We start from the raw sequence: 25,926 nt of genomic DNA on the forward strand, positions 1-25,926 counted from the left end.
GCGTTTTTTGTTCAGGTTTTAATCAAAGTCCGAGAGTACCTGGCTAATAATGGCCACACCCTGGGCAATCTCATTGGGTTTAATGATAAGAGGCGGCGCTACGTGAATACGGTTGTTCACTATAAAAGAAAGTAGGCCCTTGTCGGTTAATCTGGCTTTAATGGAGGCCATTTTCTCATTGCTTAAAGGCTCTCGTGTTGTCCTGTCTTCGACCAGCTCCAGAGCCCAGAACATGCCCTTGCCACGAATGTCGCCAATGCTGTTGTGTTTTTCCATCAGGTCGATTAATGCGGGTCCCAAAACCGTGTTTCCTACCTCATCGGCATAGCGAACAATGCCTTCCTCTTCCATTGCATCCAGAGTTGCGACAATGGCGGACATGGCCAGTGGGTGGCCAGAATAGGTGAGGCCGCCCATAAAGAAGTGGCTCTTGAAATATTCGGATATTGGCTCGCTTACAACAACGCCGCCAGCAGGAACGTAGCCTGAGTTAACCCCTTTGGCAAAGGTGATCAGATCCGGAATAACGTTAAAGTGCTCAAAAGCAAACCAGCGGCCGGTGCGACCAAATCCCACCATCACTTCGTCAAAGATCAGTTGTATACCATGTTCGGTGGCCAGATCTCTAACCCCTTGTAGATAGCCTTCCGGTGGTAAAAGAAAGCCTGCTGTGCCCGGGATTGTCTCCAGAAGAATGGCGGCAATGGAATCTGGTCCTTCGCATTCAATCACTCGTTTCAGGTGCTGCAGAGCTCGCTCACATTCCTGTTCTTGCGTCTTTGCATTGAACTCGGTGCGATAAAGATAAGGGTTAAAAAAGTGTACATGCCCGCGGCTGTATTCATTGGGTACACGACGAAAATCACCTGTGGCAGCGATCGCTGAGCCGGTATTGCCATGGTATGAGCGGTAGGCAGAAAGCACCTTGTCACGACCGGTAAATTGTCTTGCCATGCGAATCGCATTTTCATTGGCATCAGCACCAGCGTTGGTAAAAAACACCTTATTGAACTTAGCCGGTGCTCTATCCAGTATGCGCCTGGCTGCTTCACCCCGGGCAAGGTTTGCTGTTGCCGGAGCTATGGTCACCAGAGATTCAGCCTGGGCCTTGATGGCATCAATCACCTTTGGGTGCTGATGCCCAATATTGGTGTTCACCAACTGGCTACTAAAATCCAGATACTGCTTTCCTTCGAAATCCCAAAGGCTAGATCCCTGTGCACCGGCAATGGCTACCGGTGTTGCTGACTCTTGTACCGACCAAGAGTGGAATACATGTTTATCCAATTCCAGGACATGATGATTTGATACATCTGATCCCAATACATCCATTTTAATTCTCCAGTGGGGTAAGGATTGAGTCTTTGTTTGTGATTTGCAGTTATCTTGGCGAGAAACATAAAAAAGGATGTAGGGACAGTTTAAAAAAAGCCTTGTGTCAGGGCGGCTGTTGGCGCTACTGACTCAGACAATCTGAAAAACTGGCTCTATAGGATAGGTCGTGGGCTGATTACATTGATGGCCTTCAGAAGCAATGTGTAATGTTTAACGGAATTGATGATGGGCTTAGCAACGGTATTTGTTTTGTTTGCCGGGTTGGTAAGGGGTTACAGTGGCTTTGGATTTGCCATTATTGCTGCCCTGTGCCTGAGTCTTGTCTATTCCCCCTTTGATGCCATTGCTATTGCTCTGACACTCGATCTGCTCAGTAGTCTGTGTCTGTTGCCGGGCGCCAGGAAGCAGGTTAATCGACGTCTGCTGACCATGCTTTCACTGGGCATGCTAGGCGCAATACCGGTCTCGCTTTTGTTTATTTCGGTCATATCTGCACATGAACTGAAGATGATGATTGCAGGCTTCTCATTGATTGCCGGTACTTTGATCATGTTTGATCTGCGGTTCACCTGGCTTAACCATCGCTATGCCATGCTTGCTGGTGCATTGTCAGGTTTTGGCATGACAACGGCTTCAGCGGGCGGTCCACCACTGGTTTTGTATCTGTTAAACCTGTCGTTAAAGGCCAGTGAAATCAGAGCAACGGCGATACTGTTTTTTATCCTGAGTTCAGCGACATCACTGTTGGGTTTGCTTTATGTCGATGCTATCTCGGCCCGGTCTGTTCAGTTCAGCCTGGTTCTTTTTCCTGTTGCCATGCTGGGCAGTTTATTGGGAAAGAAGTTGTTTGATTTATACCCGGATTCATCACCAAAAAACACGGTAGCGCCCATTTTGATGATGTTGGCACTGCTCACAATCATGATTTAACAAGGAAAACATGATGAAGAAAATCGCATTTATTACTGGCGCGACCTCTGGTTTTGGTAAAGCTGCTGCACACAGATTTGCCAAAGAGGGGTGGTCGCTGGTTCTTTCGGGGCGTCGTTTAGAGAGACTTTTGGACCTCAGGGAGACACTGGATGTTCCTGTGCATGTGATGCAACTGGATGTACGCGATTCAGAAGCCGTCAAGAAAGCAGTAGCGTCGTTGCCAGAGGAATTTTCAGCAGTAACGGCTTTGGTCAACAACGCAGGACTGGCACTGGCTCCCCAGGGAGCACCCGAGGTTGATCTTAATGACTGGCATACCATGATAGACACCAACGTTACTGGCCTGGTCAATGTCACGCATGCACTGCTGCCTGCCTTAATCAAGTCTGGGGCAGGCGCTACTATCATCAATGTAGGTTCGATTGCAGGTCAATGGCCCTATCCGGGAAGCCATGTTTATGGTGCAAGTAAGGCATTTGTTAAGCAGTTCAGTTATAACCTGAGGTGTGATCTGCAGGGGACAGGTGTGCGTGTTACGGACCTGTCGCCAGGCATTGCAGAGACCGAATTCACCCTGGTTCGTACCAAGGGAAACCAGGAGGCATCTGATAACCTGTACCGTGGCACCACGCCTTTGAGCGCAGAAGATATTGCCGAGCAAATGTTCTACATCGCAACCTTGCCGGAACACATCAATATCAACCGTGTTGAGGTGATGCCAACACGTCAGGCCTGGTCTCCATTTGCTATCGACCGTGATCAGTAGAGGGTGTCGCAAAAGGTCAATTAAAACGCTTCAAGCTTCAAACCGTCATCTCCGCGAAGGCGGAGATCCACTGTTCGTGGTGGGTTCCCGCCTGCGCGGGAACGACGATCTTGATATATCCTGCTGACCATACCCTTTTGCGACACCCTCAGTAGGGGGGGGGATAAAAAAGCCCCCAATATTGATGAGGCTTTTGCGACACCTTCTTGATGATCGGGGCTGAAGACTGTCTATGACAATACCGTGCATGCACTTAAACTGAACTGACTTTGTTTTCGGGTTACTCGTGATCAAGGACATGAATGGGCAGAATGTCCTTGGTTGCCGGAGTTAATCTGACTGGTCTGGGCATAGGTGGCCAGGGAGAGCCAAGCTTCCAGGCATAGGCAAATTTAGCCTGGCTGCTGGACAGGCGAGTCGCTATGAAATACTCGTTGTGTCCGTCATGATGCAGATGAGTAACGCCCTGTTTTGGCAGTTTGAAAACCAGTTCGCCTGCAGAGTCGATCATCGGAGGGTTCATGCCGGCGTTTCTTGGATAGTGATAACAGGTTTTAAAGTACTGGTTAGGCTCGAAGTCGCTCATCGCTATGCTGAAATAACTCATATCTTCTTTGGTAGCTTCTTTGTGATTGGGTTTCAGCGCTACCTGATAGGGAGTGAGGGTCAGAATGTTGGCTCTGTATACCATTTCCGGAAGCGCAACATTAAAGGCTTCTGCCAGATCAATACCACTGACTTCATGGGGAAATACCATATTGTTTCTGCTGAACCAGGCGTTGCATTGGTCGTGAATATCTTTTAATAGGTTTTTATTCACCTCTTTGACTTCCAGGATGGGGTTACAGACAGCCGCTTTTTTTGTGCCCTTCAGTTGCAAGAGGGTCCCTTTAAATTCGATTATTTCGCCTTTCGGGTCTACCGAAGGGGCAAGCCTGACATCAACGGAGTGATGGTTTTTTAACGCCGCCTCCTTTTTGTAGGTGATGACGGGCAATTGCAACGAGTGCTCCTGATTTTCAACATCCCCGGAGTAGTTTGAACCACCTGAATAGGAAGTCTCAATTAACAGCAGCAAACCGCCCACAAAAACCACTCCAGAGGAAAGAAGCGCATAGCGAAGCGTTCTGTCGTTAGCGGCCTCTGCTGGCTTGGGAGTTGCCAATGTGAAAGCAATTACCGCCATCATGAAAAGTGGTAAATGACCGAAGCGTCGGGCAGGGTATATCATGTTGATCAATCCTCTTTTTTTATTGCTTGGGCTACCTGTAAGCGGCCTCAGGTCTGGCAGACTTCTTGTTCATGGTTGTAATGATTCCACCGGAACGATTAAAAATAGCTGATTTTCGGGAAGTTGCAGGTAAATGTAAGTTTTTTTTTCTATTTTTAAATCCAATGGGCATATTGTCTTTCGGCGACTCCTTTCTTCAAAAGTTTTTCCTGATAAAATAAGCCGCTTGCAATGTTATATAAGAAGTCAGGAATGTCTCCGCAGGAACTGAAATCAACGGTCTCACTGTCACTGGTGTTTGTATTCAGGATGTTTGGCCTGTTTATGGTACTGCCTGTTCTGGTCCTTTATTCCGAAGACCTGCAGGGGGCCACTCCAGCCCTGGCCGGCTTTGCGATTGGTGCTTATGGGTTAACCCAGGCGGCTCTGCAAATTCCCTTTGGCTGGATGTCAGACCGGTTCGGGCGCAAGCCGGTTATCATAGCCGGTATGATGATCTTTATGCTGGGCAGTCTGGTTGCCGCTCAGGCCGACTCTATTTATGGAGTCATTTTTGGTCGGATTCTTCAGGGTGCTGGTGCGGTATCCGGGGCTGTCACCGCACTTCTGGCTGATTTGACCCGTGAGCAGTACCGTACCCGGGCCATGGCGGTATTTGGTATCAGTATCGGATTCTCATTCTGCATCGCCATGTTACTGGGCCCTCTTTTTGCCGACTGGTGGGGGCTGGAGGGGCTTTTTGGCAGTAATGCTGTAATGGCCGGATTGAGCATTCTGATTCTATTGTTCATGGTGCCAACTCCGGTAGTGACCCGGACTGATCTGAACACCAAAGTCAGTATCAAAGATGTGGGCAATGTTATAGGTAATCGGGAAATGCTCAGGTTGATGGCCGGTATCTTTACCCTGCATTTCACCTTGATGGCCCTGTTCGTATTCCTGCCTCAGATGCTGGAAGACACCCTTGGGATGGCCCGGGAAAATCATGGCTGGATTTACGTGGTGGCACTCTCGGTCTCTTTTGTGATGATTGTACCGGTGATTATTTTCAGTGAAGCCAAACGTCGCCTGAAACAGTGCTTTGTTGGCGCTGTCACTGTCCTGCTGGCAGCCATTGCCGGTATGTGGCGTGCCGAAAGTGTTTTGCTGGGAATATTCCTGTTTTTTGCTGCATTCAATTTTCTGGAAGCTACACTACCTTCTCTGGTCAGTAAATTATCGTCGGCAGGCACCCGGGGAACCTCCATGGGCGTATATTCAACCAGTCAGTTCCTGGGGGCTGCTCTGGGTGGAAGCCTTGGTGGACTCGCCTTTCAGTACTGGGGAGCGACCGGTGTCATGATGGTTTGTGCAATCCCTACTGCACTCTGGTGGTTATTGTCTGTTACCATGAAGCAACCTCCTTATGTCAGCAGTATGGTGATGGCCCTCGACTCCTCCATGAGCCTGGATGCCCGTGCTATTGGCAGGGAACTGGCCATTATTCCCGGGGTTGAGGAAGTGACTGTCCTGGACAGTGAGAGAACCGCCTATCTTAAGGTGGACAGAAAAATAGTGGATATGACCGCGCTGCGCCAATACGGTGAGTGCTGACATAAATGAATGAGAAAGCGACAACCAGGAGCCTGTTTTCATTCCTGTGAGGATGAAAAGGGTTCATGTTAAAAATTACTGGAGAAACTGATGGCACGAGGTGTTAACAAGGTCATTCTGATCGGCAACCTGGGCAATGATCCGGATGTCCGTTTTACCCCGAATGGCAGCGCTGTAGCCAACCTGAGTGTTGCGACCAGTGAGTCCTGGAAAGATCGTAACACCGGCCAGCCACAGGAAAAAACCGAATGGCACCGGGTGGTCATTTTCGGCAAGCTGGCTGAAATTGCTCAGCAATACCTGCGCAAGGGTTCCAAGGTTTACATTGAAGGTAAACTGCAGACCCGTAAGTGGCAGGATCAGTCCGGGCAGGATAAGTACACGACAGAAGTTGTTGTTGACGGTTTCAGTGGCCAGCTGCAAATGCTGGATGGCCGTCAGGACGGAATGGCTATGCCTGCGGGTGGTGGCGAGTTCCAGCCAAGAGCTGCACAACAGCCTGCTCCTCAGCAACAATACAATGCACCCCAGCAGCCGATGCAACAGCAGGCGCCTGCAGCCGCTCCACAGCAGCCGCAGCATCAGCCTCAACAACATCAGCCTCAGCAACATCAGCCTCAACAGCGTCCTGCTCCGCAGCAGCAACCTCAGCAACAGCCTCAGACTGCGCCAGCAGGTGGCTTTGACGACTTTGATGATGATATTCCGTTCTAGCAGCCTGTCGGACTTAAGACTGTCCTACACGGCAACTGCTCCTGCGTTGCTCTAGCTCCTGCATCCATGCAGTCGTGCGGTTGCAATAAATTGGTCTAAAAATCCCTGTTTCTTCGTCAAATAGCTCGCTATTCTCCTCAGAAACAGAGATTTTTATCCTCAATTTCTTGCAATCCTCGCTACGGACGCTTAAGTCCGACAGGCTGCTAGGAGCCTGACCGAGAATAGACTGCCCTACTGCGGCGGCAGCAAATTGGTCTGAAAATCCGCTTTTGTTCGTCAAATAGCTCGCTATTCTCCTCACAAAACCGAATTTTCATCCTCAATTTTCTGCCGTCCTCGCTACGGGCGCTATTCTCGGTCAGGCTCCTAGGAGCCTGACCGAGAATAGGCTTATCTGTTATGATAAGCCTTAAACCAACTCTGATTATGCCAAATGTCACCACCACCAAAGTTTAAGGACAGTCCTGTTGAGTTTGATCAGCATCTGCTGTTCCCAACCAACGTTTTCGATTTGCTTCCCAAAGATCATGATTGTTTTATTTATGAAAGCATTTTTCAGAACATTAATACGTCTGAAGTCGAAAAAAAATATCACCACCTTGGTCAGCACGCATACCCTCCAAAGCTCATTGTCGCTATTCTGATCTACGCATACAGCCATGGTGTTTTCAGTTCCCGTGAGATTGAGCGACGGTGTCGACAAGACTTGGCGTTCATGTATATCTCACAAATGAACTGCCCGAATTTCAGGGTTCTTGGTGACTTTCGTAAGGATAATCTGTCGTTTTTCCATGACTGCTTCAAACAGTCAGTCAAACTGGCCATTGAACTCAAAATGGCATCACTGGGTCATATCAGCCTGGACGGCTCCAAGTTCAAAGCCAACAGCTCAAAACACAAGGCCATGAGCTACGGGAGGCTCAAAGCGAAAGAGGCAGAACTCAGTGCCGAAGTGGATGAGCTGATCAAAAAAGCCAGTCAGTGTGATCAGGAAGAAGATGACGCCTACAAAGCAACCAATGGTTACAGCATTCCTGAAGACCTCCAGTTTAAAGAAGAGCGCCTGAAAAAAATCAAAGAGGCCAAGAAAGCACTTGAAGAACGTGAAAAAGCTTTAAATCCAGACAAACCAATAGACGACAAAAAGCAGATCAGTTTTGCACCGCATGATGAGCAAGAAGGGGTATTGTGAGTACAGCTACAATGCTCAAATTACAGTTGATTCCGATAACCAGATCATTGTTGGCCAGCATGTCAGCCAACACGCCAACGATGTACAGGAAGTGGAGCCGGCGCTGAGGGCATTATCAGGAGCCACTGATGGCGCGGCTGTAGATAAGTGGAGTATGGATAATGGTTACTTTTCAGGGTCAAACTTACATACAGTCGAGCGACATGAGATTGATGCCTATATCGCAACCGACAAGGCGGAGAAGCCTGCCGCTGACGACCTTGAAAGCTCTGACAGGAAGTTTGTCAAAGCGGATTTTGCGTATGATTCCGAAGCTGATGTATTTATCTGTCCGGCAGGGGAAAAGCTGGTAACGAACCCGGCCAGCAAAAGCAAAAGAAAAAGCTACCGGGCAAACAAGACGGTATGCAGGGAATGCCCTTATCGTCGGAATTGCAGTGATTCAAAGAAAGAGGCTGGCAGGGTTATCCGTACCGATAAGTTTGAAAAAGCACGTCAGGCTATGAATAAGAAAATGGAGACAGCCGGTGCGAAAGCCATATATGAGCGTCGTAAAGTTATTGCGGAGCCACCATTTGGACAGATAAAAGAATCTGGTTTCCGAGGGTTCAGTCTCTGCGGCAAAGAAAAAGTTTCAGCGGAATTTTCACTGGTATGCACTGCGCATAATATCAAAAAATTTGTAAAAGCGGCTTCCACGAGGTCAATCCGTCTTGAAGATTTGAAAGAGGCTAAAAAGGCAGCATAGAGGCTGTGAGAAGGCATAAATATGCAAAAATGAGCAAAATCCCACTAATAATTGGATATTTTTTGCTCATTTTAAGATTTGGGAAAACTTCTGTTGGTCTGGTTGCGCTATTCTCGGTCAGGCTCCTAGTCAGGAACTGAACATAGCAAAAGGCCGCTGAAATCAGCGGCCTTTTGCCTTTTCTGGAGAGGCAGTCGCTGATTTCTGACAGGCATCATCCATTTCAATCATTGAGTATTTCCTTTCAGCAGTAGACAATATTGCTCCAACAGAACAATGTCGGGTGTCATCTCAGATGGATCGAGCCAGCCTGCGCAAGCAGTTACGAAGCAGTCGTCAATCCCTGTCGGCTGAACAGCAACTTACTGCGGCAAAGAAATTATCCTCTGTCGTGTGTAACAGTGAGGCTTTTCGGCACAGTCAGCATATCGCTCTGTATCTGGCTAATGATGGTGAAATTGATCCCGGATTTATCGCCGAAGCGATCTGGGAGCAGGATAAGTTCTGCTATCTTCCGGTTCTGGATCAGGAGCAGCCTGAAAAGATGTATTTCCAGCTCTACAGACCCAATACCCGGATGGTAGAGAACCGTTACGGGATTGCCGAACCGGAACTGGATCTTGAAAAAACCGTTAAGGCAGAAGCACTGGATCTGGTGCTTATGCCGCTCACCGGGTTTGATGAGCAGGGCAATCGTCTTGGCATGGGAGCGGGTTATTACGACCGGACTTTTGCCTTTCTGGAAAACCGCAGTAAACCGATACTGATGGGGTTAGCGCATGAGTGTCAGAAAGTCAGTTCAATTCCGGCGGCGGACTGGGATGTTCCAATGAAGAGCATTGCAACAGAAAAGCAGCTATATGGTGAGAAAGTTTAGTAAGCCACTCCCTGGCCTAAGCCATCAGCTTGTCAGATCAGAGTCGAAGTCGCTGCTGTTGTTAACACGGCGACGATAAAGACAGCTAATAAAAGGCTGATTGAACTGGGTTTTGGGTTAACCATTTTCTTCAGAACTCCACTTTATTTTAATTATTATTCTTGGCCGTCTTGAACACGGGGAAGCCAGCCAGTCATTGATTTGCCATCAAAAGCGACTTTTATTTTAATCGCTATGGGCATCAATTGCTTTTTTCAAGCGTTGGTGAATTTCGCATAAAGAGGTGTTAACTGCAAGCGAATGATAGACAGGGGCTTCATCTTAGTATTGGTATTGAGTCGTATGTCTCAAAACTTAGCCTGTCTCTCAACGCTTGCCATGGGCAGACCTTCGGAGCACTGCGTGACACTGAGTTGTTATTCACCACTTTATAATGGCGCGAGTGAGGGTTTTGTCCGCCTGATAAATCAAATGTTATGCTGAGGCAAAAGGAGCATCTCAATGAAATTTTTTACCCAATCTACCAAACTCGTTTTGCTGAGTTTGTTCGGCTTTCTTGGCATGCTCATGAGCGTCAGTGTCGTGCATGCGGCCCCTGAATCTGAGTTGATTCCTTTCTGGAATAAAAGCGACGAAAGCAATAAAGCTGTCATCGATCACAGCGACTGGCAACATACCCTCGACACATACTTGGACAACAAACATGCCTCCGGCGTGAACCTGTTCAATTACGGCAAAGTCTCCAAAGCCGACAGATCGCGGTTGCAAAACTACCTGAAAAAAATGACCGCGCTTGACCCCCGCAGCTATTCAAAGCAAGAGCAGTTCGCTTACTGGGTGAACCTCTACAATGCGCTCACGGTGGAATTGATTCTTGAAAACTACCCCGTGGATAGTATTACTGAGCTTGGCAAAAGTTTCTTCGGCTTTGGCCCCTGGAACGACGATATCACCCAAATTCAAGGTAAAAAACTCACGCTCAACAACATTGAGCACAATATCCTGAGACCCATCTGGAGCGACGCACGCATCCATTACGCTGTCAACTGCGCCAGCTACAGTTGCCCGAATATTGCCGCAAAAGCTTTCACCTCAGAAAACACAGAAACACTGCTTGAAGCCGCCGCAACCGATTACGTCAACCACGAACGCGGCGTGACCTTTGACGATGGCGAACTGCTCGTCTCAAGTATCTATCATTGGTATAAAGTCGACTTCGGTGGGAATGACCAATCTTTGATCGCCCACTTGGTGAAATACGCCAAACCTGATCTGCGCACCAGGCTTCAGCAGTACAAAGGGGATTTAGATCATCACTATGATTGGGGTTTGAATGGGCCATAGTGGGTCGCTCTGTTGAATGTACAAGTACCTGGCCAGTTGGTTTTGCATATTCTGGCGAGTGGATTTTTTCATCCTTCAAGGCGCAACGACGGGCGCGTAGCCATAGCTACGCAACCAGAGTTGGAACGCAGAAGGATGGAAAAAGCCGCCGTCCAGAATATGCAAAACCAACTGGTTAGGTACTTAACGCGCTTTAAGAAAGTAGGCAATGCTGGAAATTTATCTGAATGGGTTGCTATTAAGCGGCGGCTTGATCATAGCTATTGGCAGTCAGAATGCATTTTTGCTGGCTCAGGGCTTACGTCGAGAGTCACCTATCCTGGTTGCCACAATTTGTGCAGTCTGCGATGCCTTATTGATACTGGCCGGTGTCATGGGTCTTGGTACACTTATCCAAAGTAATAACACACTGCTTGAAGTAGCCCGCTGGGCGGGTGTTGCTTATTTGACTGGATTTGGCCTGATGTCACTGAAGCGTAGTTTCAAAACCGGGCAACTCAAAGCAGAAGGGCAGGTGCAAAAGTCTATTCGGGGTATTGTGTTTTCGACTCTGGCGGTCACTCTGCTGAATCCGCACGTTTATCTTGATACGGTCATTTTGTTGGGCAGTATTGGTGCTCAATACGGTGATCAGCGTGGTTATTTTGTACTGGGAGCTATCACCGCATCGCTTATCTGGTTCTATGGTCTTGGGTTTGGTGCTGTGAAGCTGGCACCCCTGTTAGCCCGTCCAAAAGCATGGAAAATCATTGATCTGGTGATTTGTCTGATCATGTTCAGCATTGCCCTCAGTCTGCTGCAAATGGATCTGACCAATATTTTATAACGTTTCTGTCTAAACAATTATGCTTCCGGGTTTCATTTCATTGGCTATTTTGATGATCAGGTGCTTTTTTTAATGACGTTTGCACAGAAGTGCTGCGGTTCGCTGATACAGCAGTGTCCCTGCTGTAAGGTTTGCTAAAAAAGGGGTTGATCCGATGAAGCTCAGGCTTATAGGCAGTGTTGTCTTGATCTCTCTCAGTTTGTTCTCTTCACTATCCTTTGCCAAGACCTATTCAGACAATCTGGTGCTGGTGGTCTATGAAAGCAATGCCGAGGTCAACATGGTGTTGGCTTCGGCAAATAATCCAGAGAAGGTACTGGCCAGCTCTGTGGCCTCTCCGGTCCATGTCAGTTACAGCCAGTCATCTGGTAAAGAAGACTTTTATGAGGCTTCACTCACCGGTATGGGTCATCCGGGCAATCTGGCGTTCCGTGACTCGGAAACAGTTCTGTTCGCTAATGCTCTTGATAATCTCAGGAAATCGGCTCGCTTCCACTGGCCTGAGCTGAAAGATGACGACGAAATCGGGCTTGATGCCGTTTACGTCGGTATTGCCGGATATAATGACCATCACAAAAGAGCCGTTGTGGTCGGTGGCAGGTTAGTTCTGAAAGAGCAGTACATTCGCGAGAACATGGAAGAAGTTCTGAAGCTTCGTCATTTCCAGATGCCCCCCGATAAGCATTTACAAATGGATTCAGATACCCGTCTGATGGCGAAACTGGCCAGACAGAAAGTGGGTGAAAAGACAGAGCTAAGGGATCTGGATTTTATTCAACTGACCACCTACGCCATTGGTTACAAAATTCGGGATGGTGTTATGCGCTATGATCGGGTGAGCTACGACAGTGAGGGTGGGGGTTATGAGTATGGCGTAGCCATCCAGGTGTTCTTCCTCGATCAGCTGCCAGCAGCCTGCACAGCCAGTGATTTTGACACACTGGATTTGAAACATGTACCGGTTCTGAAAGCCATGAATGCTATGCCAACCGTTGACGTTTATGGACGGGCACCTAAAGGTGATTATCTGGCCTATCCTGTTCTGGGCTATAGCAAAAAGGAACAGGAGCGATTGAATACCACCCTGCCAACCAGAAAGTTTAATCACCTGTTTGTTCGCTTGAAAGATAAGAAAAATGAAGCCGGCTATGTCGGCTTCTGGGTGCTGCAACAGAATACAGTGCCAGAGGGTGTCAATGAAAAAGACTGGTATGCCGGTCAAAACGCATTAACCCGATGTGCCAGGGATACCTTTATTCCAGCCATCAAAAGAGTGGTAGACGGGCTGGGTGAACTGGGAATTGGCAAGGACAAGGAAGGCGCCAATTTGCCTCTGTTGATGGTAGGAGAGTTTCCGTTGGGTCAGACTGTGCGGATGAAAGAGGCACTTGATGAGATTCTGGGCGAGGAGGATTTTAAGCGGATTGTCTGGTTGAAACCTTTGGAATACCGTCAGCTTCTGGCGAAAGCGGGCATCAAGCTGGCCGGGAAGTATGTCTACAAGGAGGGCAATTTGGAGCTTGGCCAGGAATAGCTGCCTTACCCGGCAACTGCTCCTGCGTTGCTCTGGCTCCGTGTTCATGCAGTCGTGTGTTGGCAGTAAATTGGTGAAAATCTGCTTTTGTTCGTCAAATAGTTCGCTGTTCTGCTTGCAAAACCGGATTTTAATTATCAGTTTTCTGCCATCCTCGTTACGGGGCCGTCCTGTCTGTCAATTATCTAAAATTTATCCAAAGATAGTAATTCGTGAGTTTCTGTCCCTGATCCAAATCTCTGCCTTTTGAACTTCTTAATGGCCAGGATGATTGCAATTGTTGCAACAGTCACACTGCCGGCTGCAATAAACCCGATTCCCAGGCCACTCATTCCTTCAGTCGATCTCTCAGACGAGAAAGCGATAGGGGATACTTGGTAGTTGTAGTTTTCTATCTCCAGAGAAATCTCTTGCATACGCACAAGCCGTCTACCCTCCTCAATATTGGTATTTTCAACGGCCAGATAGGCGTTATTGCGCACAAAAACCGGGCGCATAGACTTTGCTGCTGCAGGTGTGAAGGTGGTGTCGAAACGATGGACGTTAACCTGATTTTGATAAGTAACTACGTACGCTTGTCCATCACTGTTGTAAATAATGGCATGTAATAAATCGTCTCTTGGTATCAGCCTGACAGTTGTTGTTGAGCCCTTTGTGCGGGAAGAAAAATCAATCCTGTCGTCAATAATAAAAGCACTGTCCATCTGTCCATTTTCGGTGGTGAACCGGCGAATAGAAAGTTTCTCTCCCTCATGGCTGAATACGGCAACGTAGGACTGGTCTTTTTGTATCAGGATGTACTGACTGTTGAACGTGTCAATGTCATTGGTGGCCATTATCTCTTTGCCATTGTTTCCAAAAGAGGCAGCGGGGTTTAGTTGGTTACTGTCGTACTCTCTGATAAACAGAGGATGGGGCGCATCCTGATCACTTTTTCCAGCAACATAAAGACGTTTGCCATCTGGGGAGAGTCTTAAAAAAAGTCCTTCTTCCTTATCTTCAGGATACTTTTCATGCAAATAGAGCCGTCGCTGGAGGTAACGGCCAACAAACAGGCTGTTATCGATGCTTCCTGTTAAATACATGACACCCTCATGATAAGCGGTATCATTAATTTGAACATTGTCGGGGAACAGGTTCTTGCGGACCCTGAGTCGTGCCTGGTCTCTCTGGGCCGCAGTTAACGGGAACTCAAGCAGAGTCGCTTTTCCTGACGTTGTCGTTGCAACAATGTCAAGATGAGGACCTGTGGTTTCATGAATAACCTGCCCTGTCAGAGACTGGTAAGAATCCAGTATTTTGGCCTGGTTGACAGAGGTTGTGTATTTCACAGTGCCGCATGAACCAAATTGTTTATCCAGTTCAGTGCCCTGGTAGCGTGCCAGAATAATCCCGGAAGGCTCATGTGACTCAGGCTGAATGACAACGTATATGCGCTGGTTCTCCCGGTCATAGGTCTGAAAGAGAGGTGTGCCTTCCGGTAGCGGGCAGTTATCCGACAGGCTGGCTGATGGCTTTTCTGATGACGATGATGAAGCCGACGGAGTTGTCTCCTTTTTCTCGCTGCAGTCAAACCCACCTGGTGTGCAATCAATTCCGGCCAATAATGTTTGTGCTCCGAAAAAAGCTTTTAAGAAAGGTAAATAGCCATCCTGACTGTTCCAGATAGTACGACTGAAAAAGGTGGCATTTGAGTTACCACCAGGGTCTGCAAACTCATTCAGGGCCCTGGGAAACTGGTTGTTTGCCTGTTTGGTACCGTTTATTCGGACAAGTTCGTTGTAGGGGGCGTTAATGCCTTTGAGCATCGGCAGCTGTGATGAATCACCGGAATTCCAGAGCTCGCTGCTCAAACCACTCAGGTTTGATTTTAGGACGTCTCTCGGTACTCTCACGACGCCTGTATTATATCCATCCCATTCGACGAAAGTAAGAACACTGCGATTCTTTGTGAAAGTATCCAGGTTATTCTCAATACGTCCGGCTTTGCGAATGTTTGCTACTGCCGCACTTTTTCGGTTGTCATAATAATATGTTTTAATCAACCCGGTGTTTACATTATTGTAAACGTTGGCCCCGCGGGCTGTTCCTGAAATACCAGCGACTGGGCTGCTCCTGCCTCTTCCTACGACCGCTCCAGCATTTAGGTTGTCATAAATGTTTTCACCTCTGGCTTTTCCGGCAATACCTCCGCTATAGGCAAATTTGCCGTCAGTAGTGACAGGTCCGACATTGACGTTTTGAACAGCAGGAGTCTTGACTACTCGCCCTGTTATGCCACCCACGTGGGAGCCATATTTTCCAGAAATACTCCCTGTATTGAGGTTGTTGCTGACGAGGCTATGGCTCGAGGCCTCCCCCACTATTCCGCCAACATTACCACCCCCCCGTTGGGAAGTGCCGTCCAAATAATCGGAAGCAATTTTTCCAGTGTTCAGGTTTTGTACGACTCTGGCTGCCTCGGCTTCTCCGGCAATGCCTCCGGAATTTTCGGTATGGCCGACATTAACCTCACCGGTATTCAAATTGTTATAAGCAAGGCTACTGATTTTAAGTCTGCCGACAATGCCGCCGGCAGGTGAGTCATGTAAGTTTCTGGGCGTTATTTTTCCGGTATTCAGGTTGTTTGAAATGACGGATGCCTGTTCGGCGAGTCCAGTGATGCCGCCAGCGCAGGCAATTCCGGTTGTGATTACGGTTCCGGTGTTGAGGCTGTCGCGTATGATGCTGTTATCAGAAACACTGCCCGCTATCCCACCGGCATGACTGCCGGAACCGCTCGTTTTGATGACTCCGGCAGAACTGGCCACTTCTTCAATCCGGCTCTGTTTCATCTCTCCCACCAGTGCGCCGGTCGGGCTTGCATCTCCGGAGCTGGTAACTTTTGGCTGGTTAAGCAGGATCTGTCTTATGGTGCTGTTCTCCAGTGACCCGAACAAGCCTGCTGTAGTGTTATCTGCTGATGTTGAAACTTCAAGGCCGGAAATCACGTGGCCGTTGCCAATGAGAGTGAGAGTAAACGGAACGGATTTATTGCCAACGGGCTCCCAGTGAGTGAATCGGCTCAGGTCAATATTACTGATTAACTCATAGTGACCTTTGACCGGATGGTCGGCATTTAGATATTGATTGAAATTATTATTGTCTAGCTGAATAGTCCTGGCCACGCTGGTTGATGGCTGTGACGATGATGCAGGGACAGCGGATGATGCTTCCAAAGATGACCCAGAAGTTGGTGAAGTACCAGTTACAGAAGCCGTTGTCAGTTCCCTGGTTTTCGGCTGTGCCGATGACGATGGTACAGCGGATGAAGCTTCCAATGATGACTCAGAAGTGGGTGAAGTACGAACTACAAAAGACGTGCTCAGTTCGCTGGTTGTTGGCTCTGCTGTTGACGATGGAACAGTGGACGAAGCTTCTTCTGATGGTGACTCAGAAGTGGACGAAGTACGAGCGGCAGAAGCTGTGGTCAATTCGCCAGTTGTTGGTTGTGCCGTTGACGAAGGAACAGTCGATGAAGCTTTTTCTGACGGTGACTCAGAAGTGGACGAAGTACGAGCGACAGAAGCCGTGTTTAGTTCGTCGGTTGTTGTTTGTACCGTTGACGATGGGACGGTAAATGAAGCTTCTTCCGACGGTGACTCAGATGTGGGCAAAGTACGAGCGATAGAAGCCGTGGTCAGTTCGCCGGTTGTTGGCTGCGCCGTTGACGATGGAACTGTGGATGAAGCTTCTTCCGACGGTGATTCAGAAGTGAATGAAGTTCGAGCGACATAAGCTGTGGTCAATTCGCCGGTTGTTTGCTGTGCCGTTGACGGTGCGACAGTGGATGAAGCTTCTTCCGATGGTGACTCAGAAGTAGGTGAAGTACGAGCGACAGAAGCTGTGGTCAGTTTGCCGGTTGTTGGTTGTGCCGTTGTCGGTGGGGCAGTCGATGAAGCTTCTGACGGTAACTCAGAAGTGGGGGAAGTACGAGCCACAGAAGCCATGGTCATTTCGCTGGTTGTTGGCTGTGCCGTTGACGGTGGGATAGTAGATGAAGCTTCTTCTGACGGTGACTCAGAAGTAGGGGAAGTACGAGCCACAGAAGCCGTGATCAATGTTCCGGTTGACGTCTGCGTGGATGACGAGGGTATAGCGTTTGAAGCTTCTGATGGTGACTCAAAACTCAGAGCTCTGCCCATGGGTGATTGAGGAAGCATTTCTTTGCTGCAGTCAAATCCCCCTTGCGTGCAATCAACTCCGGCCAGCAATGTTTGCGGTTCAAAGAATGCGTTTGGAAACGGTAAATAGCCATCCTGAACGTTCCAGACAGTACGATTGAAAGAGGTAGCATTGGCGACACCACCAGGGTCGGCAAACTCATTCAGGACGGGAGGAAACTGGTTGTTTGCCTGTCGGGTCCCATTGATTCGGGCAAGGTCTCGGTAGGGGGTGTTAACGCCTTTGAGCATCGGCAGCTGTGTTGCATCACCGGCATTCCAGAGCTCGCTGCTCAAACCGTTTAAACCCGATTTGAGAGTAGTTTTCGATCGTCTTACGACACCTTTATTGTATCCACGCCATCCATAGCTGGTGGTCCTTTTATACTTCGTGAAAGTATCCAGGTTGTTGTCAATATGACCCTCACGAATAAGTCTTGCGGCGGCAGCGCTTTCATAGCTGCCGAATCTATATGCCTGAACTGACCCCGTATTGACGTTGTTATAAACGGAGGCCGAATAGAAGGCAGTCCCGGAAATCCCACCGACGGCTCCTCTCCTGCCATTCTCTTTGATTGCTCCGGCATTCAGGTTGTCACGAATGCTTCCACCGGAAGTCTCTCCAGCAATACCGCCAGAAGATGCCATACTGCCATCAGTGGTGACCGTTCCGACATTTACATTTTGAACAATAGCCGTGCTGGATGCCTGCCCCGCTATTCCACCCGCATGTGCACTGGAATACTTTGAAGAAATGCTACCTGTATTGAGGTTCTGTTCGATCCGTGTGCGTCCGGAGCCTTTCCCCACTATTCCGCCACTGCTGCCGCCTTCGCTATAGTGGGACCCTATCAAATAATCTGAAGCAATTTTACCCGTATTCAGGTTATGCAATACCTCGGCTGATTCTGCTTCTCCTGCAATTCCCCCGGAATGTTGGGTATGGCTGACACGCACTTCACCGGTATTCATATTATTGTTAGCGATACTGTTTTTCAGTGTTCCAACAACGCCACCAGCAGGCGAGGAGCCTGTATATCTGGAGGTGATTTTTCCGGTATTCAGGTCATTTGAAACAAAAGATGATTGATCGGCCAGTCCGGCGATACCGCCTGCGCTGGCGCCTCCGGTTGTGGTCACAGTGCCGGTATTCACACAATTATGTATGGTGCTATCGGAAACACTGCCCGCCAGACCTCCGCCATGACTGTGAGAACCGTCCGTTCCGATGGTTCCAGCAGAATTAACCACCTCTTCAATCCTGCTGCTTTTCAACTCACCCACAAGTGCACCTGTCGGGCTGTTGGTTCCAGAACTGGTCACTTTTGGCTGTTTAAGGAGGATCTGCCTGATGGTGCTATTCTGCAGTGACCCGAACAAGCCTGAGGCCGTGTTATCTAACGAGGTTGAAACTTCGAGGCCGGAAATTACGTGGCCTTTGCCATCCAGAATGAGAGAAAACGGAATGGATTTATTGCCGACGGGTTCCCAGGGCCTGAATCGGCGCAAGTCAATATCACTGATTAACCGATAGCGACCTTTGACCGGGTGGTCGGCGTTCAGATATCGATTGAAATTATTATTGTCCAGCTCAATCGTGCTGGCCCAACTGTTCCAGTCTGGAAAACAGACGACAAGTGACAGTAATAATAAAGATGGCTTTTTGTTGATAGGCAGGCTACGCCAATTCTGATTTTCTATCAGGTTGGTACTCATGGAAGCATTACCATAAAAATAATGATGATAACTACTCGTATTCTCATTTGTATTTATAGACTATAAGGGGTCATCATGAGCAAGCATGGCAAGCAGATTTTGTTATCCAGACGATCCGTAATAAAATCCTGTTCAGCTCATCAGTCACGGTTCATGCCAATGTTAGCAAAATCGTCGTAAACCCTCGCCCAATCGAGGGTGTCGCAAAACTCTCTCCGGCGTGGGAACTCGCTGACTCCCGTCATTGCCGACTTCATTCTCGTCATTCCCGCGAAGGCGGGAATCCACACTGACTCTCCACCAGAACCATACTGCCCGGTGTCCCCCTGGCCTTGTCATCCCCGAGAAGCCAGAGATCCACCGTTGGCGCTGGATTCCCGCCTTCGCGGGAATGACGACTTCAGAGCATGAGAACGAGCTGTTGAAGTTTTGCGACACCCACACAGAGCGTGGAAACGAGTTGTTGGGCTTTTGCGACACCCTCGATTGGGCGAGGGTTTACGACGATTTTGCTAAGAGGAGTCATTATGCAGGAACATATCAGGCGGCTTTTGTTATACGGATGATCCTTGATAAAAGCGTCTGGAAGTTGCATTTATATTGCTGATAGAGGCGGTTGTTTCTTGAGGGTCTTAATGGCTATCACAATTGCAATCGTTACAGTCATCACAGTGCTCGCTGTAATAAGCCCGATTCCCAAACCAAAAACTGCTGCAGAAAGTTTTCCGGATGATTTTCTGGACAATCCGGAGGACGATGGCGATTCCTCATACAATATGGCGGCAGGGGTTTTTTGATGGTTGTAGTTTCCAGGATGCAGAAAAATTTCCTGCATCTGAACATGCCGACTCCCCTTCTCACTCTCATAATCCTGAACGGACAGATAGACTTTATTGCCCACAAAAACCGGTCGCATAGACTTTACTGCTGCCGGTTTGAATGTGGTATCGAAACGATTAATGTTGGCCTGATCTTTATAAGTAACTACAGACATTTGTCCATCACTGGTGTAGATAATGGCGTGCAAATAATCTTCCGTTGTCACCAACCTGACAGTTGCAAACGAACCCGATGTGCGGGAAGGAAAGCCAACGCTATCGTCAATCATAAAAGCACTATCCATCTGGCCATTTTCAGTGGCGAACCGGCGAATAGACAGTTGCTGTTTCTCAGGGCTAAATGTTGCAACGTAGACCTGGTCTTTTTGTATCAGGATATCCTGCTGAATATTGACTCTGTCGATGTTATTGGTGGGTATTATCTCTTTCCCGCTGTCTCCAAAAGTGGCAATGGGGCTTAGTTGACTACTATCGAACTGCCTGATAAACAGTTGATAGGATGTATCTCTATCACTTTTGCCCGTTACATAAAGGCGTTCACCATCCGGGGAAAGCCTTAGACTAAGCCCTTGTTCCTCATCATATTGGCCACTGCTTTCGGCATAATCTAGAGGATAAAAGAGCTGCTGCTGGTGGTAATGGCCAATAAATATGTTGTCATCGACTGTTCCAGTTAAATACATGAAACCCTGATGATGAGTAGCATCATTAATTTGCAGATTTTCAGGGAATAAGTCGTTATTAACGGTGAATTGTGCCTGGTATCCCTGGATAGCACTTAACGGGAACTCGAGCAGAGTCGTTTTTCCTGAATCTGTTGTTACAACAAGGTTAAGGAAGGAACCAGTTGTTTCCTGAATAACCTGTCCTACCAGTGACTGGGAGGGATCCAGCATTATGGCGTGGTTGTCAGAGGGGGTGTATTTCATAACGCCGCACAAACCAAATTGTTTATCCAGTTCGGTGCCTTTATAGCGTGCCAGAATAACCCCTTCCGAAAGTTCTTCATAATGTGTTCCAGGCTGGATGACAACGTATATCCGCTGGGTTACCGGGTCGTACGCCTGGTAGAGAGGTGTGCCCTTCAGTGGCGGACAGTTATCCAGCGGATTGGCTGAATGGGTTGTGGAGGATGTACTATCAGGTAAGGTTGTATGCAACAATTTTTCTGATGGTGACTCCGAATCAGGTAAAGTACGAGCCTCAAGTGTAGTGTCCAATTCGCTGATTGAATGCTGTGCAGATGACGATTGGGCCGGAGATGAAGTTTCTGACGCTGACTCCGAATCCGATAAGCTATGGGGTCTGGAAGCAGTGCTTAATGAAACGGTTGAGAGCCGAGCAGACGACGATGGTGTAACCGACGGAGTTGCCACGATGTTCTTATCCTCGCGGCAGTCAAATCCTCCTTGTGTGCAATCAATTCCAGCCAGTAGTGTTTGTGGTTTGTAGAAAACTTTTGGAAACGGTAAATAACCATCCCGTCCGTTCCAGATAGTACGATTGAAAGAGGTAGCATCTGTCTCACCACCAGGATCAGCAAACTCATTCAGGACGGTGGGAAACTGGTTATTTGTCTGTTGGGTACCATCTATTCGGGCAAGGTCACGGTAAGGGGTGTTAACGCTTTTGAGCATCGGCAGCTGTGTTGCATCACCGGCATTCCAGAGTGTGCTGTTCAAACCACTCAGGTCTGATTTGAGAGCAGTTTTTGACAGTCTTTTGATTCCTGTATTTCGTCCATCATCACCTAAACTAGCCGATTGATTCTTTGTGAAAGTATCCAGGTTATTCTCAATACGATCTGTCATCCAGATTCTTGCCACTGCCCCGCTCAGATAGAGACTTCCTTCCTGAGCTTCAACCGGCCCCGTATTGACATTGTTGTAAAGCGAGGTCGAATAAAAGCTGGCCTTTCCGGCAATACCACCGACATAGCCACCAATATCAGATAATTTAATTGCTCCGGCATTAAGGTTGTCCCGAATGATTCCACCTTCAGTACCTCCGGCAATACCTCCCACTGAGCCGCCAGCACTGACAGTCCCGGCATTTACATTTTCAACAACAGAACTCTCGTCCACTTGCCCCGCTATTCCACCCACATGTGTTGGAACATACTCTGAAAAAATGTTGCCAGTATTGAGGTTTCTGCTGACCATGGTTTGCCCGGAGGCCTGCCCCACTATTCCGCCCTTGCCTCCTGTTTTTATAGCGTCGACTAATCTCGAATTTATGGACATTTTTCCGGTGTTAAGATTATTTAATACCCTGGCCGTTTCTGCCTTTCCTGCAATTCCCCCGGAATTTTCGGTATATCTGACAGTGACCCCGCCGGTATTCATATTATTGTTAGCAGTACTGTTATTTTTCAGTGTTCCAACAATGCCACCTGCGGGTGAGGAATGCCAAAATCCGGAGATTATTTTTCCGGTATTCAGGTTATTTGAAACAGATGATGTCTGATTGGCCAATCCGGCGATTCCGCCTGTGCTGCCTCCAAAAATTGTGGTGACGGTGCCGGTGTTTACACTATCGCGTATGACGCTGTCAGAAACACTGCCCGCCAAACCGCCGGCGTCACTGCCGTAACCGGTCGTTTTGATCGTTCCGGCATAATTAACCACCTCTTCAATTATGCTGCCTTTCAAGTCTCCCACAAGCGCACCTGTCGGGCTCACAAATCTGGAACTCCTTACTTTTGGCCGTTTAATCAGGATCTGCCTGATGACACTGTTCTGTAGTGACCCGAACAAGCCAGTGGCAGTGCCATAATGTGAAGTTGAAACCTTGAGGCCGGAAATAACATGTCCGTTGCCTTCCAGAGTGAGGGAAAACGGAACGGATTTATTGCCGACGGGTTTCCAGACAATTTGGCTCAGGTCAATATCACTGATTAACCGATAGCAACCTTTGACCGGGTGGTCAGCATTCAGATATTGCCTGAAATTATTATTGTCCAGCTCAATAGTGCTGGCCCAATTGCTTCCGTTTGAGAAACAGACGACAAGTGACAGTAATAGTACAGAGAATTTTTTTTGATAGTCAGGCTTTGCCTGATTTTGATCTTTTATCAGGCTTTTATCCATTGCGGCAATACCATGGAGATAATGATAATAGGTAGGTTTATATAGACTACTCAGAGTCATCATGCCGACTGGCCTTGTTATTTGCCCGTTTCTTCAGGGTCGCTACTTACGGGTTTTCATTCCTGACCTTTTAAACTTGTTGATGGCCAGGACGACTGCAACCGCCGTTGTAGCGACTGCAGCGCTTCCTGCAATAAGCTCAGTTCGCCAGTCAGAAATCACCGCAGACGATTCTGCAGACCATAAAGCGACAGAGGGTTTTTGACGATTATAGTTTTCAAGACCCAGAGAGATTTCTTGCATCCGAACCTGCCGACCGCCCTCCTCAGTATCAGGGTTTTCAATGGCCAGGTAAGCTTTATTGCCTACAAATACCAGGCGCATAGATTCTACCGCCGCAGGCTTAAATCTGGTGTCAAAACGATGGACGTTGACCTGATCTTCATAAGTAAATACAGACAGTTGTCCATCGCTGTTGTAAATAATGGCGTGCAGATAATCTTCCGTTGTCATCAGCCTGACGGTTGTAGGTGAATCCGGGGAGCGGGAAGAAAAATCAATCCAGTCATCAATAATAAAAGTACTATCCATTTCTCCACTGTCAGCGGCAAACCGACGAATAGAAAGTTTCTCTTCTCCGGGACTGAATGTGGCAACGTAGGTCTGGTCTTTTTGTATCAGGATGTCCAGCCGACAGTTGACCGTGTCAATGTTACTGGCGGTTATCAACTTTCTATCATCTTTTTCAGAAGCAGCAGCGGGATTTAGTTTTACGTTGAATTGCAATCGGTATCTCTGGTTGGCCGTTAACGGGAACTCGAACAGGGTCGTTTTTCCTGACTTTGTTGTTGCAATAATATTGAGGGAAGAGCCTGTGGTTTTGTGAATAACCTTTGCTGACAGAGACGGGTATGAGCTCAGTATTTTGGCGTGGGGGCTAGAGGTTGTATAAGTCACAATGCCGCACAAACCAAATTGTTGATCCAGTTCAGGGCCCTTATAGCGTGCCAGAATTATACCTCCAGGAGCCGATTCAGAAGACGGTTCAGCTTTAATCACAACGTATATATGCTGGTTTTCCGGGTCATAGGTTTGCAAGAGTGGTATGCCTTCTGGTGGCGGGCATTGACTTGAGAGGCCGGGCGAATGGGGTGGCAAAGGCTGTGTGGATGTTGGAGTCTGCGAGATGTCATTGTCTGTACTGCAGTCAAATCCTTCTTGTGTGCAGTCAATCCCGGCTAATAAGGCTTGTGATTTGGAGAAAACGTGTAGAAAGGGTAAGTAACCATCCCGAGCGTTCCAGACATCAGGATTAAAAGAGGTGGCATTTGAAACACCACCGGGGTCTGCAAACTCACTCAGAACTGTCGGCAATTTGTTACCACTTATTCGGACCAGTTCACGGTAGGGGATGTTAATGCCTCTGAGCATCGGCAGCTGCGATTCATTACCGGCATTCCAGAGCGTGCTATTCAATCCGGTCAGGTTTGATTTGAGATCACTTTTCGATAGTCTTACGACACCTTTATTACGTCCACTGCCTCTCTCACTGGTCCATTGGTACTTTGTGAAAGTATCCAGATTATGCTCAATACGACCTGCCTTCCAAACTCTTGCTGCGGCCCCGCTTACGTAGCTGAAGTTTCGCTGGGCTTCAACGGACCCTGTGTTGACATTGTTGCACACTGTGGCTGAAAGGGTGGCTGCCCCGGAAATAGCACCTATATGACCACTAACACCTTTCGTTGTGATTGCTCCGACATTCAGGTTGTCCCTTACGCTAGAACCTTCAGCTTCTCCGGTAATACCCCCGGCGGATGCCTGAGGGCCTTGAGTAGTGACAGTTCCGGCATTGACATTTTGAGCAACAGGAGCCTTGACCACATCCCCCGCTATTCCACCTGCATAGGTACGCCAATACTTTGTAGAAATGCTACCCGTATTGAGATTTTTGCTGACCAGAGTTTGCCCGGAGGCATGTCCCACTATTCCACCACTGCTACCACCTTCCCCGCAGCAGAAGCAGAAGCTTCGCAAATAATCCGAGGCAACTTTTCCGGTATTCAGGTTATGTAATACCTCCGATGCTTCTGCTTGTCCTGCTATCCCACCGGAATATTCGGTATAGCCAACATTAATTTCACCGGTGTTTATATTGTTGTTAGCAGTACTGTTGTTTTTCAGGGTTCCGACAATGCCACCGGCAGGCGAGGAGGAATATAAAATTCTGGAGGTTATTTTTCCGGTATTCAGGTTATTAGATATGGAAGATGTCTGATCGGCCCAGCCAGCGATACCACCTGCGCTGGCAGCTCTGATCGTCAGGACGGTGCCAGTATTTACACTGTCGTGTATAACGCTATCAGAAACACTGCCCGCCAAACCTCCGCTATGACTACCAGGACCGCTCGCTCTGACGATTCCGGCATAATTGACCACCTCTTCAATCCTGCTGCCTTTCAATTCTCCCACAAGGGCACCTGCCGGGCTTGTAAATCCGACAGTGCTCACTTTTGGCTCTTTAAACAGGATCTGCCTGATGGTGCTGTTCTGCAGTGACCCGAACAAGCCTGAGGCTGTGTTATCGGCTGACGTTGAAACCTTGAGTCCGGAAATAACGTGGCCGTTGCCATACAGTGTGAGAGAAAACGGAATGGAGGTGTTGCCGATGGGTTTCCAGGGAGTGAATTGGCTCAAGTCAATATCACTCACTAGCTGATAGTGACCTTCGACCGGGTGGTCGGCATTCAGATGTTCTCTGAAATTATTATTGTTCAGCTCAATAGTGCTGGCCCAATTGTTTCCGTTTGAGAAACAGACGACAAGTGACAGTAATAGTGCAAAGGATTTTTTTTTATAGTCAGGCTTTGCCGATTTTGATCTCTTATCAGGCTTTTATTCATTGCAGAACTACCATAGAGATAATGATAATAAGTACGTTAATGTAGACTATTCAGAGTCATCATGCCGACTGACTTTGTATT

At 48.1% G+C, this 25,926-nt stretch carries 16 protein-coding genes; 11 read left to right on the forward strand and 5 right to left on the reverse strand.

The window, feature by feature from the left end; all coding sequences use genetic code 11:
- Positions 1-18: 18 nt before the first annotated feature.
- Entirely contained in the window at positions 19-1,332 is a 1,314-nt protein-coding gene (locus ACO6VG_RS09500; protein ID WP_422473636.1) for an aspartate aminotransferase family protein, read from the reverse strand.
- A gap of 228 nt (positions 1,333-1,560) precedes the next feature.
- On the opposite strand from ACO6VG_RS09500, the gene ACO6VG_RS09505 reads away from it, so the two are divergent.
- Both ACO6VG_RS09505 and ACO6VG_RS09510 read left to right on the forward strand, forming a co-directional pair.
- Positions 1,561-2,265 carry a TSUP family transporter gene (locus tag ACO6VG_RS09505; protein ID WP_422473638.1) on the forward strand — a complete coding sequence of 235 codons (705 nt, stop codon included), beginning with the start codon at positions 1,561-1,563 and terminating at the stop codon, positions 2,263-2,265.
- A 13-nt stretch (positions 2,266-2,278) separates the two neighbouring features.
- Positions 2,279-3,034 (forward strand): SDR family NAD(P)-dependent oxidoreductase, encoded by a 756-nt coding sequence (locus ACO6VG_RS09510; protein ID WP_422137065.1) that lies wholly within the window; start codon positions 2,279-2,281, stop codon positions 3,032-3,034.
- A gap of 280 nt (positions 3,035-3,314) precedes the next feature.
- Here ACO6VG_RS09510 and ACO6VG_RS09515 read toward each other — a convergent pair whose 3' ends face one another.
- Positions 3,315-4,265 carry a hypothetical protein gene (locus ACO6VG_RS09515; protein WP_422136710.1) on the reverse strand — a complete coding sequence of 317 codons (951 nt, stop codon included), beginning with the start codon at positions 4,263-4,265 and terminating at the stop codon, positions 3,315-3,317.
- Positions 4,266-4,517: 252 nt separating this feature from the next.
- On the opposite strand from ACO6VG_RS09515, the gene ACO6VG_RS09520 reads away from it, so the two are divergent.
- From ACO6VG_RS09520 to ACO6VG_RS09555, 8 genes are all read left to right on the forward strand, one after another.
- On the forward strand, positions 4,518-5,858 hold the full coding sequence (locus ACO6VG_RS09520; RefSeq protein ID WP_422136711.1) for an MFS transporter: 1,341 nt from the start codon (positions 4,518-4,520) through the stop codon (positions 5,856-5,858).
- 90 nt (positions 5,859-5,948) lie between these two features.
- Entirely contained in the window at positions 5,949-6,572 is a 624-nt protein-coding gene (gene ssb, locus ACO6VG_RS09525) for a single-stranded DNA-binding protein (RefSeq protein WP_422136712.1), read from the forward strand.
- Positions 6,573-7,008: 436 nt separating this feature from the next.
- The gene (locus ACO6VG_RS09530; RefSeq protein WP_422451551.1) at positions 7,009-7,767 is read left to right on the forward strand and encodes a transposase; all 759 of its coding nucleotides are present in this window, start codon (positions 7,009-7,011) and stop codon (positions 7,765-7,767) included.
- Positions 7,742-8,515 carry a transposase gene (locus ACO6VG_RS09535; RefSeq protein WP_422476271.1) on the forward strand — a complete coding sequence of 258 codons (774 nt, stop codon included), beginning with the start codon at positions 7,742-7,744 and terminating at the stop codon, positions 8,513-8,515. The genes ACO6VG_RS09530 and ACO6VG_RS09535 overlap by 26 nt, the downstream gene beginning before the upstream one ends.
- Positions 8,516-8,810: 295 nt before the next feature.
- Complete coding sequence (locus ACO6VG_RS09540) at positions 8,811-9,392, forward strand: 5-formyltetrahydrofolate cyclo-ligase (protein ID WP_422139784.1); 582 nt, start codon at positions 8,811-8,813, stop codon at positions 9,390-9,392.
- A gap of 501 nt (positions 9,393-9,893) precedes the next feature.
- Positions 9,894-10,736, forward strand: coding sequence for a DUF547 domain-containing protein (locus ACO6VG_RS09545; RefSeq protein ID WP_422139785.1), 843 nt, complete (start codon positions 9,894-9,896; stop codon positions 10,734-10,736).
- 208 nt (positions 10,737-10,944) lie between these two features.
- Positions 10,945-11,562: a LysE/ArgO family amino acid transporter gene (locus tag ACO6VG_RS09550; protein ID WP_422136715.1), complete on the forward strand. Its 618-nt coding sequence runs from the start codon at positions 10,945-10,947 to the stop codon at positions 11,560-11,562.
- Positions 11,563-11,716: 154 nt separating this feature from the next.
- The gene (locus ACO6VG_RS09555; RefSeq protein ID WP_422136716.1) at positions 11,717-13,096 is read left to right on the forward strand and encodes a hypothetical protein; all 1,380 of its coding nucleotides are present in this window, start codon (positions 11,717-11,719) and stop codon (positions 13,094-13,096) included.
- A 185-nt stretch (positions 13,097-13,281) separates the two neighbouring features.
- Here ACO6VG_RS09555 and ACO6VG_RS09560 read toward each other — a convergent pair whose 3' ends face one another.
- The gene (locus tag ACO6VG_RS09560; RefSeq protein WP_422473640.1) at positions 13,282-19,014 is read right to left on the reverse strand and encodes a hypothetical protein; all 5,733 of its coding nucleotides are present in this window, start codon (positions 19,012-19,014) and stop codon (positions 13,282-13,284) included.
- A gap of 198 nt (positions 19,015-19,212) precedes the next feature.
- Between ACO6VG_RS09560 and ACO6VG_RS09565 the strand changes: the two genes are divergently transcribed.
- Positions 19,213-19,425, forward strand: a complete 213-nt coding sequence (locus ACO6VG_RS09565; protein ID WP_422136718.1) for a hypothetical protein — start codon at positions 19,213-19,215, stop codon at positions 19,423-19,425.
- Positions 19,426-19,609: 184 nt separating this feature from the next.
- Here ACO6VG_RS09565 and ACO6VG_RS09570 read toward each other — a convergent pair whose 3' ends face one another.
- A complete protein-coding gene (locus ACO6VG_RS09570; protein WP_422473642.1) occupies positions 19,610-23,005 on the reverse strand; it encodes a hypothetical protein in 3,396 nt (1,131 codons plus the stop codon).
- 39 nt (positions 23,006-23,044) lie between these two features.
- Complete coding sequence (locus tag ACO6VG_RS09575; protein ID WP_422139788.1) at positions 23,045-25,654, reverse strand: hypothetical protein; 2,610 nt, start codon at positions 25,652-25,654, stop codon at positions 23,045-23,047.
- Between the last annotated feature and the right edge of the window lie 272 nt (positions 25,655-25,926).

This window comes from Endozoicomonas sp. ALB032 (assembly GCF_049310125.1).
Taxonomy (GTDB): domain Bacteria; phylum Pseudomonadota; class Gammaproteobacteria; order Pseudomonadales; family Endozoicomonadaceae; genus Endozoicomonas_A.